Origin of the sequence: Microbulbifer sp. MI-G, assembly GCF_030440425.1 — a bacterium.
In the GTDB taxonomy this organism is placed as follows: Bacteria; Pseudomonadota; Gammaproteobacteria; order Pseudomonadales; family Cellvibrionaceae; genus Microbulbifer; species Microbulbifer spongiae.
This window is the reverse complement of sequence record NZ_CP098023.1, coordinates 45,809-61,614: the sequence shown is the minus strand read 5'-3', so window position 1 is coordinate 61,614 and position 15,806 is coordinate 45,809. Positions and strand designations below refer to the sequence as shown.

Below are 15,806 nucleotides of genomic sequence, written 5' to 3'. Positions count from 1 at the left end.
ACTGTGGCCGTGCCGGGCAGTTTGACCAGCTGTGTCTGGTCTCTTGGCCGTTTGCTGCGGCGTTTGGTATAGGAAGTGAGTGCAGTGGATATTAAGGGGTACCTCGCGGCAGGTGTACTAAAAATGGTGGGCAGACTGCCACTGAAATGGTCGCGGCACTTGGGGCGCTGCGCCGGCGGACTGGCGGTGCTGTTTCGCACAGAGGGCCTGCGCCTGAGTCGTATCAACCTGCGGCTCTGCTACCCGGCCATGGACGCTGGAAAACGGGAGCAACTGGCTCGCGAGAGTGTGGTGAGCACTGCTATGACCGGCTGCGAAATGGCGAGCCTCTGGCATCACTCCTGGGCTGTCAATAAAAACACTATCCTGGGGGTACGCAATCTGCAGTTGCTGTCACAGGGCAACGAGGATGGTCGCGGTACACTGGTGCTGATGCCGCATACGGGCAACTGGGAGATTTTCGGTATCTTCCTGGCGTCTTTGAGACCCTCCATGGCGCTGTATGCACCCCCAAAAATTGCCGCCCTGGATTCGATTATCCGCACTGGCCGTGAGCAAACCGGCGCCCAGATGGTACCCACCAATGTTCACGGCGTGCGCGCCCTGCTCAAGTGCCTGAAGGCCGGCCATATCGCCATGGTGCTGCCCGACCAGGAGCCGGATATGGGCGGCGACTTCGCCCCCTTTTTCGGTCGTCCGGCACTCACCATGACCCTGGCCCACAACCTGCTAAAACGCACCCAGTGTCACTGTGTATTCGGCTTTGGCATGCGGGTGGAGGCAGGCTTCGAACTGGTTTTCCTGCCCGCGGAGAAAGCGATCTACAGTGACGAGCAGAAGGTTTCCCTGGCGGCCATGAATCGCGGCGTGGAGGCCTGTATTGCCGCAGCACCGGAACAGTACCAGTGGGAATACAAACGCTTTCGCAAACAGCCACAGGGCAAAAGCACCGTCTACCGCAAGAAACAGTAGGCTCCGTGAGGGCACCTTTGCTTGTACGCAGCAGCCCGCTCAGGCTCCGTGACGAAATGCCACAATCACCGGCATGCGCGCCGCGCGCCAGGCGGGGAAAAAACCACTGATAAAGCCGATGACCAACGCCAGTATGGCTCCTTGCAGAAACAGCTCCGGCGACATCTCAAAACTGAAAACCACCTGGGTAAAGCTACCCCCCAGAGTGGAGGTGTTGAGACCGTCAAAGAAAACAAACGCAGCGAGGGAACCGAGGAGGCCGCCGGCGACCGCCAGCACCATGGCCTCGGCAACCGTGCCGCAGAAGGCGGAAAAACTGCTGAAACCCAGCGCGCGCAGAGTGGCGATCTCCCTGGCCCGGTCCGCCACTGAGGTGTACATGGTGTTGAGCGCGCCGGCCAGGGCACCGAGGGCCATAATGGCACTGACAATCCAGCCGAAAATGGCAATGTACTGCAATTGTTTTCCCTGGCTGGCGAAATAATCGCGTTCGGTCTGAATCTCCAGATTCAGGCGCGGTTCCCTTTCGAGGGTTTTCTGTAGCGGCCCAAGGTCTCCATCATTTTCCAGCTTCACGCGGATTGACTGATAGCTGTTGCCGCGATTGTAGTGGCTCTGGATAATATTGATATCCGCCCACAGCTCGCTTTCAAAAATATTGCCTTCAGTGGCAAACACACCCACCACAGTCCACAGGTTTTTGCCAAAGCGCACCGCCCTGCCGATCTCGAAGCCATCGAACTCCCGCAGTACCCCCGCGCCCACAACCAACTCGTTGGTACCCGGGGTAAACAGGCGCCCTTCTACCAAACGCATATTGGTACGCATATCCATACCGGCTGTATTGAGCCCGCGCAGGGGGATATTGGCCTCGGTTCCGCTGGACTTCTTGATGCCATCCACAATCACGTAAAGCTCCGGTGAAATCAACGGACCGTCGGTGCCACGAGCGACACCGGCAGATGCGCCAATCAGGTTGACCTGATCCTGAAGAATCACCGAATTGAGTTCGGTTGAAGAGCCCTCGCGCATCAGGATGGCGATCTGGCTGGAGCCGGCACCGCGCATGGTCTCCTCGAAACCCTTGGCCATGGCGAGAAATGCCAGCAATATTGCCACCACCACTGCCGAAGCCAACACCATGGCCAGCGACATCCAAAGGCGACGGCGCAAACTGCCGAGATTCATCAAGGTTACCGAGACAATTTGTGCAATAAGAGAACCCATTCTTTCCCTCCTCGTCGAAGCTTCGCTGTCATTCCCGATATAACAGGGGTCGCAACAGGCTGAAGATAAAACAAATTATTATTGGCGGTTAAATGCCGTGGCGATATTCACACGCAGCGCATTAAAAGCCGGCAGCAGCCCGGTGACGAGGCCGAGCAACAGCATAAATACCAGTGCCTGCAAGGCCACATTGCCATCTAAAATCAGGCTGGGTAAAAACTGTGCAAGGAAGGTTTTCCCCACCTCAACCAGAAACCAGGCGGCCGCCAGCCCGGAGAGGCCGCCGATCAGTGCAATCAGCATGGACTCGGATAAAACCATGCGAAAAATTCTCGTGCTGGAAAATCCCAGGGTTTTCAGTACGGCAATTTCTCCGGTGCGCTCGCGAATGGACAGCGCCATGGTATTGCCAACCACAACAAGAATGGTGAAAAACGCGGTAAAGACCACCGAGAAAATGATCAGGCCGATATTACCAATCTGCTCGATAAATGCCTTATTAAAGGCTTCTTCCGTGCTGGTGTCGGTTTCATTCTGGGAATTGGCAAAGGTGTCGTCGATCACCTTCGCCACCTTTTCATTCAGCGACGGATCGTCGGTGGTAAGTGCCATCCAGCCAATCCAATCACCGCCAAAAGTCTGGGTTTCCATAAAATACTGGTAGTGGAACAGCATATGTCGGGTATCGTACTGCTCAGTATTTCCTTTAAAAATACCAGAGACGATAAATTCCCAGGTATAGCCACCGTCCTTATGAGTAAAAATATTCGAAGAAACCGGAATTCTGTCGCCAATTTTCCAGCCATACATCTCCGCCAGTTTTTCCCCCACCAAGGCTCCCTGACGGTTGTTGAACCAGGCCTGTTTCTGCGTCTCGGGAATAATAACCTCACCGTAGACGCGCAGATAGGATTCAGGCTCCACCGCCATGGAGACAATTTGTTTGGCCGGTTCCTGATAGTAGCCACCAAACCAGTTCAGATGGGTGACGTCCTTCACACCTGTCACCGCGGCGACTTTCTGGTAGTAGGCAATGGGCAGGGATTTGGTAAAGTTGATTCGGTTAAACACCACCAGGCGATTGTCTGCAGAGAGTTCCACGCCGGAATTGAGTGCACTTTTCAAGCTGGTGACGGCACCAAAGATCAAAAACGCAATAAAGATGGCAAAACAGGTGAGAAACAGCCGCAGTGGCTTCCTCGTCATGTTTTTGTAAATTAAGTAGAGATCGTTCATGCCACCACTTCCTTCTGCACAAACTGTCCTTTGTCGAGATGCAGGGTGCGCTTGGCGTATTTGGCCGCAGCCGGGTCGTGGGTGACCATGACGATGGTCTTGCCGTGATCGCGGTTTAACAGCTGCAGCATTTCCAGGATTTCATCGGCAGTGCCGCGGTCCAGGTCGCCGGTGGGTTCATCACACAGTATCAGCTTGGGGTCCGAGACGATGGCACGGGCAATAGCCACCCGCTGCTGCTGGCCACCGGACATTTCGCCGGGCATATGTTTGGTGCGGTCACTCAGGCCTACCAGAGCCAGCGCCGTTTCCACATTTTTGCGGCGCCGGGTCTTGGGCAGTTTTGTCAACAGCAGTGGCAATTCCACATTGCGCTGCGCATTCAGCATCGGCATCAAATTGTAAAATTGGAAAATAAAGCCGATATTTTCCGCGCGCCAGCGGGTCAGGGCACTCTCACTGAGGGAGTCAATGCGGGTACCATCAAACCAAATCTCGCCGCCACTGGGTTGATCCACACCACCGAGCATATTCAGCAGGGTAGTTTTGCCGGAACCGGAGGGCCCCATAATTGCGACAAAATCCCCTTGTGCAATACCCATATTCAGGTTGTCAAAAATAGAAATTTTTTCTTTGCCTTTAACAAAGCTTTTGCTGACGCCCATCAATTGAAACAGCACATCTTCTGACATCTCCATTACCCTCGTGAAAGAAAGAATCTATTCCGGGGAGTGCATCTCGAAACTAGAGCGCAGCTTCCTCCCCGGCCAAAAATCCGACTTTGACCCCCATATCCGGCAGGATGCGCGGATCTTTACTGTCTATGCCAATACGCACTCGCACTGTAGCCTTGGCGCGATCGGCAGTTGGAATAATAGCGATCACCGTGGCTGGAATATCCCATGCCGGGTAGGCATCCAGATTGGCATTTACCCGCTGTCCCGCAGAAACGCGACCAATAAAAGCCTCATTGACGTCCACCTCAATTTCCAGGGAGTTCATATCCACGATGGTGCAGATGCCCGTGCGGGTGAAGCCGCCTCCGGCTGAGCTGGGTGCGACAATTTCGCCGGGTTGCGCATTTTTTTGTGTAACGACACCGGCGAAGGGCGCGCGGATAATATGGTCCTCCAGTCGCTCACGCTGTCGCTGAGCCTCCAGTTTGGCCACCTCGATATTGGCACTTGCGCTTTTCAACTCCGCCAGCAAACTATCGGCGCTGGCTTCGCTCTGGGTCAACTGCGCTTGGCTGGAGTAGTTTTTGTCGCGCAGGCCGGCAAAGCGCCGGTACTGTCGCTGCGCCTCCCTCAGTCTGGCCTGAATGCTGGCCTCCTGAGCCTGCTGTACCTGGATCTGGGCCAGGGCAAAATCCAGACTGACCCGTGCCTTGGCATCGTTCAGCCTTGCCAGTACCTGCCCCGCCTGTACCCGCATCCCCTCCTCCACATCCACACTGGTGATCAACCCCATGACCTCGGCGGAAACTGTAGCCATGCGGCGCGCGGTGATATAGCCGGAGGCATTGAGCACGGTTTCCATTCGTTCACGCTTGGCGGCGACTGGCGTCGGGGCAGTGGCATTTACAGGAATACTTTGCACAGGTGCGACCGCGGGCTGGTTACCGGTCAGGAGGCCGGCGCCGGCAAATCCCATGATTAAGCCGGCGAGGGTACCCACAGAGACCGCCAACAGGGTTTTTCGGCGCAATGAAGGCGTCTCTGGAAGCGTATTCCGGTCAATCTTCAACTGATCGAGCAACTCATTGGTGCTTCTACTCATACTGCCTGTTTCTTATCGCTTTTATTTGGACAAGGCTACTGTGACAGAAGTCTTCAGATTTTGCCACGTGCTGCCGCTGCGTGGCGAGAGGCATCCGCCTCAGTGACGCCAGAAAGCGGGGGTCAGCAGGATCAGGAGAGTGAAAATTTCCAATCGTCCCATCAGCATCGCGAGAATAAGAAACCACTTGGCCACTTCGTTCACGGAGCCATAGTGGGCAGCGGCATCCCCCAGGGCCGGGCCAATATTATTCAGGCAGGATGCCACTGTGGTGAGCGATGTGACAAAGTCCTCACCGGTGGCGATCACGATAATGGCGAGAACGAAAAAGGACAGGACATAAACCGCAAAAAAGCCCCATACGGCATCGGTGACCCGACTCGGGACTAGCTTGCGGTTAATCTTGATGGGGATCACCGCATTGGTATGCACCAGCCGGTTCAACTCGCGTAGGCCGGACTTCATAATCAACATACCCCGCACTGCCTTAATTCCGCCCGAAGTGGAGCCGGCGCAAGCCCCAAGCACCCCCAGCAGTAATAGCGCATAGGGCAGAAACACGGGCCAGGCGGAAAAATTCTCCGAGGAGAAGCCGGCGGTGGTACTGATGGAGACCACCTGGAAAAAGCCGTGTAACAGGCTTTGGTCCAGAGAGAAAATATCCAGATACCAGAGGTAACAGCTGATCAGAAACGCGGCACTGACAACCACCAGGATATAGAAACGGAATTCTGAGTCACGCCAATAGTGTTTCAGTGTTTTGTTGTTGAAAGCGTAAAAGTGCAGGCCGAAATTGATTGCTGCGGTGAGCATAAACACAATGCAGATCAGCATGATCGCGTGGTTGTTGGCATAAAAGCCCATACTGGCATCGTGCGTGGAAAAGCCGCCGTTGGCCACGGTGGAAAAAGCATGGCCAACGGCATCAAACACACTCATACCCGCAATCCAGTAGCCGATGCCACACAGGACCGTGAGAATGACATAAATCACTATCATTGCACGGGCTGTCTCAGCGATTCGCGGTGTGAGTTTGGTGTCTTTTACCGGCCCGGGAATTTCCGCCTTATACAGCTGCATACCACCGATACCCAGCATGGGCAGGATTGCCAGTGCAATGACAATCACGCCAATGCCGCCAAACCACTGTAACTGCTGGCGATAGTAAAGGATGGCCGGGGGCAGGGAATCCAGGCCGGTGATCACTGTGGCACCGGTGGTGGTGAGTCCGGAGATGGACTCGAAAATCGAATCGGTCACGCTGAGGTCCGGTTGCGGACTGATAATCAGGGGCAGAGCGCCGAAACTGCCGAGGATCAACCAGAACAGGGAGGTCACCACAAAGCCATCGCGGGTACGCAGGTCCTCGCGCAGATCGTAGACCGGCAACCACATAAACAGGCCGGTAATCAGGGTGATCACAAAGGCCGCCACAAAGGCACTGTGGGTATCGTCTCCATACCACAGCGATACGAAGAACGGCGGCAGCAGTGTCAGACTGAACACTGTCAGGAGAATTCCGAAAACTCGCGCAATTACCGCAATCCGCATTGATGCCTGTCAGCCTGTTAACTGTTGCTGTGATCAGATAGACGGTGGACTCGGTGGCTACCGGATCGATAAAAACCCCAGTGACTTAGAAAAAACTGAAGCCCACCTGGAACAATTGTTCCACATGGCGTGTATGGCGACGGTCCACCAAAAATACTATCACGTGGTCGTCACTTTCTACGATCACATCATCGTGGGCCATCAATACTTCACTGCCATTTTCTGTCTTGCGCACGATGGCACCGATAGAAGCACCCTCGGGCAAGTCGATATCCTCGATTTTACGCCCCACCACTTTGGAAGTGCGCTCATCGCCATGGGCAATCACCTCAATCGCCTCGGCGGCTCCACGGCGCAGGGAGTGCACATTGACCATATCGCCGCGCCGGACATGGGTCAGCAGGCGGCCAATGGTGTTTTGCTGTGGTGAAATCGCGATATCAATTTCACCGCCCTGCACTAGGTCCACATAGGCGCGGTTGTTGATCAGGGTCATCACTTTGCGTGCGCCAAGGCGCTTGGCCAGCAGGGATGACATGATGTTCGCCTCATCGTCGTTGGTCAGAGCCAGGAAAACATCCGTATCCTCGATATTCTCCTCCAGCAGCAGATCCTGATCCGAGGCACTGCCGTGGAGAATAATGGTGTGGGACAGCTCTTCGGACAAAAATATACAGCGCCCATGGCTCTGCTCGATAATTTTTACTGAATAGCGGTTTTCAAGTCTGGAGGCCAGACGCAGGCCGATATTGCCGCCACCGGCGATCACCACCCGCTTGTACCCGTGTTCCAGTCGGCGCAGTTCGCTCATGACCGCACGGATATCGGCACGCGCGGCGATAAAGAACACCTCGTCGCCGGCCTCGATCACCGTATCCCCCTGGGGGATAATGGGCCGGTTGCGCCGGTAGATCGCGGCCACCCGGGTATCTACCTTGGGCATATGTTCGCGCAGATAACGCAACTGGTGGCCCACCAGCGGGCCGCCCTGAATGGCCAGCACCGTAACCAGTTGTACGCGGCCATCGGCAAAATCCAGCACCTGCAGCGCGCCCGGGTGCTCCATCAGGCGCGCAATATAATCTGAAACCAGCTGCTCGGGGCTGATCAGTACATCGATGGGAATAGCCTCCTTAGTAAACAGCTGTGGGTAGCGCAGGTAGGAGGAGGCGCGCACCCGCGCAATTTTTGTCGGAACGCGAAACAGGGAGTGCGCTATCTGGCAGGCCGCCATATTGGTCTCATCGTTATTGGTGACCGCAACCAGGATATCAGTATCCTCTATGCCGGCATCCATCAGCACATCCGGGTGCGAGGCATGGCCCACGACCACGCCGATATCAATGCGGTCCCGCAACTCGCGCAGGGTTTTCTCGTCGCTGTCCACCAGGACAATATCATTGCGCTCGGAGGCCAAGGCCTCCGCCAGTGAGCCGCCCACTTGGCCGGCGCCGAGAATAACAATCTTCATATCGCATGAAACTCGCGGCTAGCGCCGCTCTTATTCGGCTTTGCTCAACAGAGCGTAGTAGAAACCGTCACCACCACCGGTTTGGGGCAAGCGCTGAATACCCGTCGCCTGCTTTTCGCCCCAGAGACAGCCGTTGAACAGTTCCGGCGTATTGTCGCTCGCATCCTCGGTCTCCGCAATGAAGGTGGTGGTCACTTCACTGTTTTCGCCGGGCAGTATGGAGCAGGTTGCGTAAAGGAGGCTGCCTCCGGGTTTGAGCAGCGGCCATATGGCCCGCAGCAATTTCCCCTGCAACTGTGCCAGCGCGGGGATGTCCCCATCCCGTCGCAACAGCTTGATATCCGGGTTGCGCCGGATCACGCCGGTGGCGGAACAGGGCGCGTCCAGCAGTATGCGGTCGTATGGCCGCCCATCCCACCAGGCACTGGGCCGCGTCGCGTCGGCGCAGATCATCTGCGCATCCAGTCCACAGCGACCGAAATTTTCCGCCACACGGTCGAGGCGCTCCCTCTCAATATCCAGTACGCTCAGTTTAATTGAGGGCTGCTGCTCCAGCAGGTGGCAACTTTTGCCCCCTGGTGCCGCACAGGCATCCAGCACTCGCTCACCTGCAAGGGGCGCGAGCAGTGGGGCTGCCAACTGCGCAGACTCGTCCTGCACGCTCACCAGCCCCTCGGCAAATCCCGGCAGATCGCTCACCGGTACCGGTGCGCTCAGAACAATCCCCACAGGCGAGACGGCACAGGGCCCGGCGCAAAGACCTGTTGCTGTGCATTGCTGCAGATAGTTTTCGCGGGAAATTTTTCCGGTGTTCACCCGCAGGGTCATTGGCGGATTGGTATTGTTGGCTCGAAGGATGTCCGAAGCCTGCTGAGGCCAAGCAGCCTTGATCCGCTGCAGCAACCAGCTGGGGTGTAAGGCACTGAACTGCGGGTTGCCACAGAGCTTGCGTTGCAGCTGTTCACGATTGCGCAGGGCATTGCGCAACACACCATTGACCAGCCCCGCAGCGCGATCGAGTCCGAGGCTGCGCGCAGCATTGACTGTGGCGGAAATGGCGGCGTGATCGGGGATACGGGTATACTCCAATTGGTATAATCCCAGCAGGATCAGAGCACTGACCAGGGCATCCCCGGGATTTTTGTGCAGCACTTTGGCAGCCACCAACTGCAGGCGCGGAGCAGTGCGCGCGCAGCCGTAGCAGAATTCGCGCAGCAGGGCGCGGTCCCGGTGTGCAACCCGGCCCTCGGCTTTCGGTAACAGTCGCGCCAGGGAGCCGCGCGCTTCCAACAGGGTGGCGACGACCCGGGCCGCCTCGGCGCGCACATCGTTGTTCATGGCTGTCCCAATTGTGTGCCGGGCGCAAACTGTTGCCGGTGGCCTTTTAAAATTTCCCCTGCGGGCAGCACCTTTTTGCCGGGCAGTTGCAGCAGTTGCAGGCGCAGAGCCTGGTGCCCGCAGGCGACGAGAATGCCCTCATCATCACTGGCGATGATCGTACCGGGGCGCTTGTTTTGGTCGCTGCGTTCGACCTCGGCGCTGTAGATACGCAGGCGCTGCGCACCTTTGTCGTCCCGAAAAGTGCTCCAGCAGACAGGAAAGGGGTTGAAGGCGCGGATTTGCCGCTGTAATTCCTGCGCGGGACGCTGCCAGTCGAGATAGGCTTCCTGCTTGCTGATCTTGTTGGCGTAACTCGCTGCGCTATCGTCCTGTGGCTGGGGTTGTGCACTGCCGCTGTTGAGCTGCGCCAGGGCCTCGAGCAGTGCGGGGCCACCGAGTCCGGCGAGTCTGTCATGCAGGCTGCCGCCGGTATCTGCTTCCCCAATTGCACAGCGGCGCTCCACCAGAACCGGGCCTGTGTCCAGGCCGGCCTCCATTTGCATAATGGCCACACCGCTCTCACTGTCCCCGGCCTCCACCGCACGCTGAATCGGGGCGGCACCGCGCCAGCGGGGCAACAGCGAAGCGTGCACATTCAGGCAACCCAGCCGCGGGGTAGCCAGTACTTTCTGGGGCAGGATCAGTCCGTAAGCCACCACGACCATGATATCGGCCCCCATCTCCGCCAACACCCGCTGGGTTGCCCTGTCGCGCAGGCTCGGCGGTTGGTAGACGGGAATACTGTGTGAGAGCGCCAGCAGTTTGACGGGGCTTGCGAGCAACTTCTTGCCGCGCCCGGCGGGTCTGTCCGGCTGGGTATAGACAGCGATGACTGTATGCTCGCTGTGGAGCAGGGCTTGCAGGTGCACGGCGGCAAAATCCGGCGTACCGGCGAAAATAATACGCACTGGCTGGCTCTCAGTTACGGTGTCAAGGCAGGCCGGCGGGAACGGCCAAGGGCTGTGTCAGGCGCGCCGACGCTGGACTTTTTCCAGCTTGGTGCGGATGCGGTTGCGTTTGAGTGGGGAGATATAATCCACAAACAGCTTGCCATCCAGATGGTCGACCTCATGCTGGATACACACGGCCAGCAGACCCTCTACTTCCAGGGCGAAGGGATCGCCATTGCGATCCAATGCCTTCACGCGCACCTTGCGCGGGCGCTCGACCGTCTCGAAAAACCCGGGCACCGACAGGCAACCTTCATCGTACTGATGGATTTCCCGGTCCAGCACCTCAATCTCGGGGTTGATAAACGCCAGAGGATCGCTGCCATCCTCGGAAATATCCACTACGATGAGGCGTTCGCGCACATTGACCTGGATGGCCGCGAGGCCTATGCCGGGCGCCGCATACATGGTCTCAAACATATTGTCGAGGAGTTCGCGGTGTGCGTCGGTGACCTCAGCGATAGGTTTGGCAATTTCGCGCAGGCGCGGATCGGGAAATTCCAATATCTCGAGTTTAGCCATAACACCTGTGACAAACTTCTAGTACTCGTTGAATGTGCGCTGATAACATTATGATCGCGCTCACTATTTACCGGGTGGCCCCAATTTCTGCTGGCGCCCTGCACCCGGGTCCAGCCACTTTTCCGAGGGAGAGCGGCCCGGCGCTGAGAATTATAGCGATAAAGAGCATAGGAATGCTTCCATGAAACAAATTATCCTCGCCGCCGTCTCGTTGTTGACGGTTACCCACGGTGCCCAAGCCAAGGAGCAGGTACGCCTGAATCCCGACCGCCCGGATGCCTATGTGGTACAGAAGGGCGATACTCTCTGGGATATCTCCAGTGAATTCCTTGTACAGCCCTGGTACTGGCCGGAAATCTGGCAGGTTAACCCGCAAGTGGAAAACCCCCACCTGATCTACCCCGGTGACGGTCTGCGCCTGGTTTATGTCGACGGACAGCCACAGTTGCAATTGCAGCGGGGCCCGCGCGCCTATCAGCTGTCGCCGGGGGTGGATGGCAATCGCCTGGTGCCGCAGATTCGCCGGGAAACGGTGGGGGATGCGATCCCGGCGATTCCCCTGGATGTGATCAATGCCTTCCTGTCTCGCACCCGCATCGTCGAACCGGATGCGTTCGAGGGCACACCCTATATTGTGTCCGGCTCTGACAACCATATCCTCATGGGAGCGGGCGATACCATCTATGCACGCGGCGAATTCGATGCCCCCCTGGCATCCTATGGTCTCTATCGCCCCGGGCCTGTCTATGTGGACCCGGTCAGCAGGGAACCCCTGGGCCGCCAGGCACTGGGTGTGGGTGAGGTCGACCTGTTACAATTGGCCCCGGATACCCTGCCCGGCTTTTCCGTAGCCACCCTGGGTGTTGCCAAAACCGCTCGCGAGATCCGCCTCGAGGATCGTCTGATGCCCGTCGAAGAACGCGCAATCGATGCGCTCTTCCACCCCAGTGCGCCAGCAGTGGATGTGGATGGCCTGATTGTGGGCGTGGACGAAGGGGTTACCCAGATCGGCAAGCTCGATGTGGTACTTCTCAATTTGGGTGACCGCGATGGCATGGTTGCGGGCGATGTGCTGGCGGTGTACAAACGCGGCGCACTGGTGCGGGACCGCCTGGCAGGGGACAGTGTGAAATTGCCCGACGAGCGCGCCGGCGAGATGATGATCTTCCGCACCTTCGAAAAGATGAGCCTCGCCCTGATTCTCGAAGCGGACCGCCCTCTCGCAGTGATGGACCTGGTGCGTAACCCCTGACCGGGCACGGACTAAATACCCCGGTGGACTCGGCTGTTTGGTCCACCCTAGACTCAAAGTCAGCGTAGGGTACGCGTCATGGATGGGTTAACTGCCTGCATGGCCCTGCTGCGCCTGGAGGGCATCGGCCCCAGCCGTTACTGGCGGTTGGTCGAGCACTTCGGCAACCCACTGGCGGCTCTGCGGCAAGTTCCCAGCGCTCTCCTGGACACGTTGCCCGTCCGCGCACAATCCCAGTGGCGCGAATTCTCCCGCCTGAATACCCGGAGTGCACTGGTCGCCTGGGCTGAAGAAGAGCGCACGCGCTGTGCAGATAGCGGGGTGCAGCTTCTATGGCACGGTGATCCCAGCTACCCGGCCCTGCTCACCGAGATCTCCCGACCGCCGCCGGTCCTCTATATCCGGGGTGCACACAGGGCCCTGGGCTTGCCCCAGATTGCCATTGTGGGTGCGCGCCGGGCCACGACCACGGGGCTGGATAATGCCTGCGCCTTCGCCGCGGAGTTGGCCCGGGCCGGATTTGCCATTACTTCCGGATTGGCGCTGGGCGTCGATGCGGCGGCACACCGGGGAGCTTTGCGGGGAAGTGGAACCACATTGGCCGTGCTCGGCAGCGGCGTGGATCGTATCTACCCACGGCACAACCGGTCCCTTGCCGAGGATATTCTCGCCAACGGCGGTGCACTGATCAGCGAGCTGCCTCTCGGCAGCAACGCCGAAGCCAAAAACTTCCCCCGCCGAAACCGCATCATCAGCGGGCTCTCTATGGGCGTGTTGCTCACTGAGGCAGCCCTGCACTCCGGCTCCCTGATCACCGCGCGCCTGGCTCTGGAGCAGAACCGCGAAGTTTTCGCCATCCCCGGTTCCATTCACAACCCCATGGCACGGGGTTGCCACCAATTGATCAAGACAGGGGCGACACTGGTGGAAACCAGTGCAGAGATTGCCACCCAGCTGGGTGGGTTACTGGCCGAGCCCGCGACGGAAACAGTCCCCGAAGCACTCCCAGACCGGCGCCAGCAGGCGCTGGTGGATGCCCTTACCGGTGGGCTTCGCAGCATAGAACAACTGGCTCTGGATACCGGACAAAATCCCGGGGAACTGATGGGGCTGTTGCTGCAAATGGAGCTGGATGGACTGCTGGAACCATTGCCGGGTGGCTATCAACTGACAGCCCGCGGTGCCACATACTGTCACTTGGTAGCATCTACGCCCATGGCAGAGTAAGAAGCCAGGCCAGTCGAGCCCACACAGGGCCCACCAACATGCAATGGCTCTTAAACTGGCAGCCTTACTCGGCAGATAAACTAACAAGCACAATCTGGACCAATGCACCAGTGTCGGGCAGGCGTAAGCTCGATCCTTCCGTCTCATGTAGGCTCCCGTTATCTACCCGACAGTCTCACGGTTTTCTAGAAGATTTTTCCACCATCAAACTATCGGCACAACTTCACAGGGCTATTTGTGCTTCCTTTTAAAAAAATCAATGGCAGGACATTTGGGAATACAGTCCATTACGCACACTGTACAATCTGTTTGTCAGATAATACTCTGACCAGAAATGGAACTGGATCTCAGTTATCTCAAGCGAAGACACGCGCTACCAACGTATTGAGCCGAATTTAATAGTTCCTGCATAACATTTTCAAAGGATTGAAGAAATCAACTCCTACCATCAACAGTTGGGAGAAAACAAATCAACCTCTATCGTCCTGTCAGTAAAAGAAAGAATTTTTCTCGGCATTGTATCAATTAAAAATTACCTGGCCAATTTAGATGAACAACAACTGCCGGTCGGAATGATATGAATTAATCACCTATTTAGAGATGGTCACGTGATTTCACCGGTTGCCCATGCCTCTGAGTTTATAGCATTCAATATCTACCTCGTTGATGAGCGCAACAAGAATGCGCCAGAACTTGACACTAGCGGCGAGCTTTCTTGATGGCCACTCTTTGGATCACAATCGCTTGTTAGGTTGCTCAGCCCATAGTAAATTTTCTGCAGTTACAGCCTTCCATAAGTTTAAACTTGCTTTATTATCATTACTTCAGTTGGATCTACCCTCCATGAAGGCACGCGTCCTTTTCTGGCATTTACTCCAAGTGTCCAAGCGGATTCTCAAAATAGGGGCTGCTTTAAACAGTAACCAGATAAATTTATGAGAAGGTCAATTCAAAAAATAATACTGTTCTTTACTATGGCAGTCGGATTAGCAGCCTGCACAGCTCACCCCTCTATTATCGAGCATATTCCACCACAAAAATTTTCGGAGGAGACATTACTCTCTGGGACGGTAATTCTAGATCGTCCTGTTCTAGAAAAAGATCTGCCAGATATCGACATACTGGCAATCAATCAAGATCTGCGCTTACTCCTTGAGTCGGTAACCGGGGCCACTAAAACTGCTCGTCTTGATGCTCTATTAAAAAGGTTACAGGATCGGAATTTCTCACTATTATACGATGCCGACGCGACCTTGAGTGCTTCCAAAGTCTTTGTAGAACAGCGCGGAAACTGCATGGCATTTAGTACCCTTATGGTTGCGATGGCACGTGAATTGGGGATAAACGCTCAATTTAATGAGGTGCTTGTTCCCACAAGTTGGCATCTCGAGAATCAACAGACATTTGTCTACCAGCACATCAATGTTATTGCAGATCTCGGCATCGAACAGCGAACTCTGGATTTCAACTTTGTGAATTACAGTCCAATCTATCGGCAGATAACCTTAAAAGACAGTGATGCATTCGCCAGATTTTACAGCAATTTATCGATGGATTTTCTCTCTGATCAGAAATATTCGGATGCATTTTTGTATATTCGCAAAGCTTTAGCATTGTCCCCACAGTCGGCGGACCTCTGGAATAATCTTGGGGCAATCTATCGAGCTGCCGGTCACCTAGATCACGCAGCAAGCGCCTATAGGGCTTCCCTTGTTATAGATAGCACCAATACGATGGCTTTAAGTAATTTGGAGAGGATACTCACAAAGCAGGGGGACTGGCAGTCGACAAACATTATTTCCGAGCATCTACAACGCTATCGAGAGCAAAATCCCTACTATTGGTACGGGAATGCCCTGGCTGCCTACAAGCAGGGACACTATGAACTCGCCACCGATGATATCAAAGCAGCAATCTCCCTGGAAAAGAATGACCCCAGATTCCACTTCCTTCTGGGGTTGTTACGTTTCAAATCGGGAAATTACGGCTACCGGGGGCACTTCCAACAGGCTCTGACTCTCTCTGCAGCTGATGGGGATCAAGGGCGTTATCGGCAAAAACTGGAAATTCTGGGCCTGGACGACATACGGCCGTCGAGCCGGCACAAAGCAACGGATTTTTGGTATAGAAGGAATTTGTGGTGGTGGCTTAACCGATAGAAGACAATCCCACACCAAGCTCTGTTTGGAGAACGCTAGGTGGGCTCAGGTTTTGCCGCTGGCAGATTTTTGATTTAGGT

13 protein-coding genes are annotated in these 15,806 nt (G+C 56.1%); 4 read left to right on the top strand and 9 right to left on the bottom strand.

Annotated features, from left to right (window positions below; genetic code table 11):
• Positions 1-123: 123 nt before the first annotated feature.
• On the top strand, positions 124-972 hold the full coding sequence (locus M8T91_RS00275; protein ID WP_301415746.1) for a lysophospholipid acyltransferase family protein: 849 nt from the start codon (positions 124-126) through the stop codon (positions 970-972).
• A 39-nt stretch (positions 973-1,011) separates the two neighbouring features.
• Here M8T91_RS00275 and M8T91_RS00270 read toward each other — a convergent pair whose 3' ends face one another.
• From M8T91_RS00270 to def, 9 genes are all read right to left on the bottom strand, one after another.
• Entirely contained in the window at positions 1,012-2,199 is a 1,188-nt protein-coding gene (locus M8T91_RS00270; protein WP_301415745.1) for an ABC transporter permease, read from the bottom strand.
• Positions 2,200-2,277: 78 nt separating this feature from the next.
• Entirely contained in the window at positions 2,278-3,435 is a 1,158-nt protein-coding gene (locus tag M8T91_RS00265) for an ABC transporter permease (RefSeq protein ID WP_301415744.1), read from the bottom strand.
• The gene (locus M8T91_RS00260) at positions 3,432-4,127 is read right to left on the bottom strand and encodes an ABC transporter ATP-binding protein (protein WP_301415743.1); all 696 of its coding nucleotides are present in this window, start codon (positions 4,125-4,127) and stop codon (positions 3,432-3,434) included. The genes M8T91_RS00265 and M8T91_RS00260 overlap by 4 nt, the downstream gene beginning before the upstream one ends.
• 52 nt (positions 4,128-4,179) lie before the next feature.
• Entirely contained in the window at positions 4,180-5,214 is a 1,035-nt protein-coding gene (locus M8T91_RS00255; RefSeq protein WP_301415742.1) for an efflux RND transporter periplasmic adaptor subunit, read from the bottom strand.
• A 99-nt stretch (positions 5,215-5,313) separates the two neighbouring features.
• Positions 5,314-6,765: a TrkH family potassium uptake protein gene (locus tag M8T91_RS00250; protein WP_301415741.1), complete on the bottom strand. Its 1,452-nt coding sequence runs from the start codon at positions 6,763-6,765 to the stop codon at positions 5,314-5,316.
• A gap of 85 nt (positions 6,766-6,850) precedes the next feature.
• Positions 6,851-8,236, bottom strand: a complete 1,386-nt coding sequence (trkA, locus tag M8T91_RS00245) for a Trk system potassium transporter TrkA (protein WP_301415740.1) — start codon at positions 8,234-8,236, stop codon at positions 6,851-6,853.
• A 30-nt stretch (positions 8,237-8,266) separates the two neighbouring features.
• A complete protein-coding gene (rsmB, locus tag M8T91_RS00240) occupies positions 8,267-9,574 on the bottom strand; it encodes a 16S rRNA (cytosine(967)-C(5))-methyltransferase RsmB (RefSeq protein ID WP_301415739.1) in 1,308 nt (435 codons plus the stop codon).
• Entirely contained in the window at positions 9,571-10,524 is a 954-nt protein-coding gene (fmt, locus tag M8T91_RS00235) for a methionyl-tRNA formyltransferase (protein ID WP_301415738.1), read from the bottom strand. The genes rsmB and fmt overlap by 4 nt, the downstream gene beginning before the upstream one ends.
• A gap of 57 nt (positions 10,525-10,581) precedes the next feature.
• Positions 10,582-11,088 carry a peptide deformylase gene (def, locus tag M8T91_RS00230; protein ID WP_301415737.1) on the bottom strand — a complete coding sequence of 169 codons (507 nt, stop codon included), beginning with the start codon at positions 11,086-11,088 and terminating at the stop codon, positions 10,582-10,584.
• Positions 11,089-11,269: 181 nt separating this feature from the next.
• Here def and M8T91_RS00225 point away from each other — a divergent pair, with 181 nt between their 5' ends.
• The 3 genes from M8T91_RS00225 (at position 11,270) to M8T91_RS00215 (ending at position 15,726) form a co-directional block, all read left to right on the top strand.
• Positions 11,270-12,340 carry a LysM peptidoglycan-binding domain-containing protein gene (locus M8T91_RS00225; RefSeq protein ID WP_301415736.1) on the top strand — a complete coding sequence of 357 codons (1,071 nt, stop codon included), beginning with the start codon at positions 11,270-11,272 and terminating at the stop codon, positions 12,338-12,340.
• 78 nt (positions 12,341-12,418) lie between these two features.
• The gene (gene dprA, locus M8T91_RS00220) at positions 12,419-13,567 is read left to right on the top strand and encodes a DNA-processing protein DprA (protein WP_301415735.1); all 1,149 of its coding nucleotides are present in this window, start codon (positions 12,419-12,421) and stop codon (positions 13,565-13,567) included.
• A gap of 935 nt (positions 13,568-14,502) precedes the next feature.
• Entirely contained in the window at positions 14,503-15,726 is a 1,224-nt protein-coding gene (locus M8T91_RS00215) for a tetratricopeptide repeat protein (protein ID WP_301415734.1), read from the top strand.
• The last annotated feature ends 80 nt before the right edge of the window (positions 15,727-15,806 follow it).

Coding starts and splice junctions, on each gene's coding strand:
- M8T91_RS00275 (WP_301415746.1), top strand. CDS start 124: ATGGTGGGCAGACTGCCACTGAAATGGTCGCGGCACTTGGGGCGCTGC.
- M8T91_RS00270 (WP_301415745.1), bottom strand. CDS start 2,199: ATGGGTTCTCTTATTGCACAAATTGTCTCGGTAACCTTGATGAATCTC.
- M8T91_RS00265 (WP_301415744.1), bottom strand. CDS start 3,435: ATGAACGATCTCTACTTAATTTACAAAAACATGACGAGGAAGCCACTG.
- M8T91_RS00260 (WP_301415743.1), bottom strand. CDS start 4,127: ATGTCAGAAGATGTGCTGTTTCAATTGATGGGCGTCAGCAAAAGCTTT.
- M8T91_RS00255 (WP_301415742.1), bottom strand. CDS start 5,214: ATGAGTAGAAGCACCAATGAGTTGCTCGATCAGTTGAAGATTGACCGG.
- M8T91_RS00250 (WP_301415741.1), bottom strand. CDS start 6,765: ATGCGGATTGCGGTAATTGCGCGAGTTTTCGGAATTCTCCTGACAGTG.
- trkA (WP_301415740.1), bottom strand. CDS start 8,236: ATGAAGATTGTTATTCTCGGCGCCGGCCAAGTGGGCGGCTCACTGGCG.
- rsmB (WP_301415739.1), bottom strand. CDS start 9,574: ATGAACAACGATGTGCGCGCCGAGGCGGCCCGGGTCGTCGCCACCCTG.
- def (WP_301415737.1), bottom strand. CDS start 11,088: ATGGCTAAACTCGAGATATTGGAATTTCCCGATCCGCGCCTGCGCGAA.
- M8T91_RS00225 (WP_301415736.1), top strand. CDS start 11,270: ATGAAACAAATTATCCTCGCCGCCGTCTCGTTGTTGACGGTTACCCAC.
- dprA (WP_301415735.1), top strand. CDS start 12,419: ATGGATGGGTTAACTGCCTGCATGGCCCTGCTGCGCCTGGAGGGCATC.
- M8T91_RS00215 (WP_301415734.1), top strand. CDS start 14,503: ATGAGAAGGTCAATTCAAAAAATAATACTGTTCTTTACTATGGCAGTC.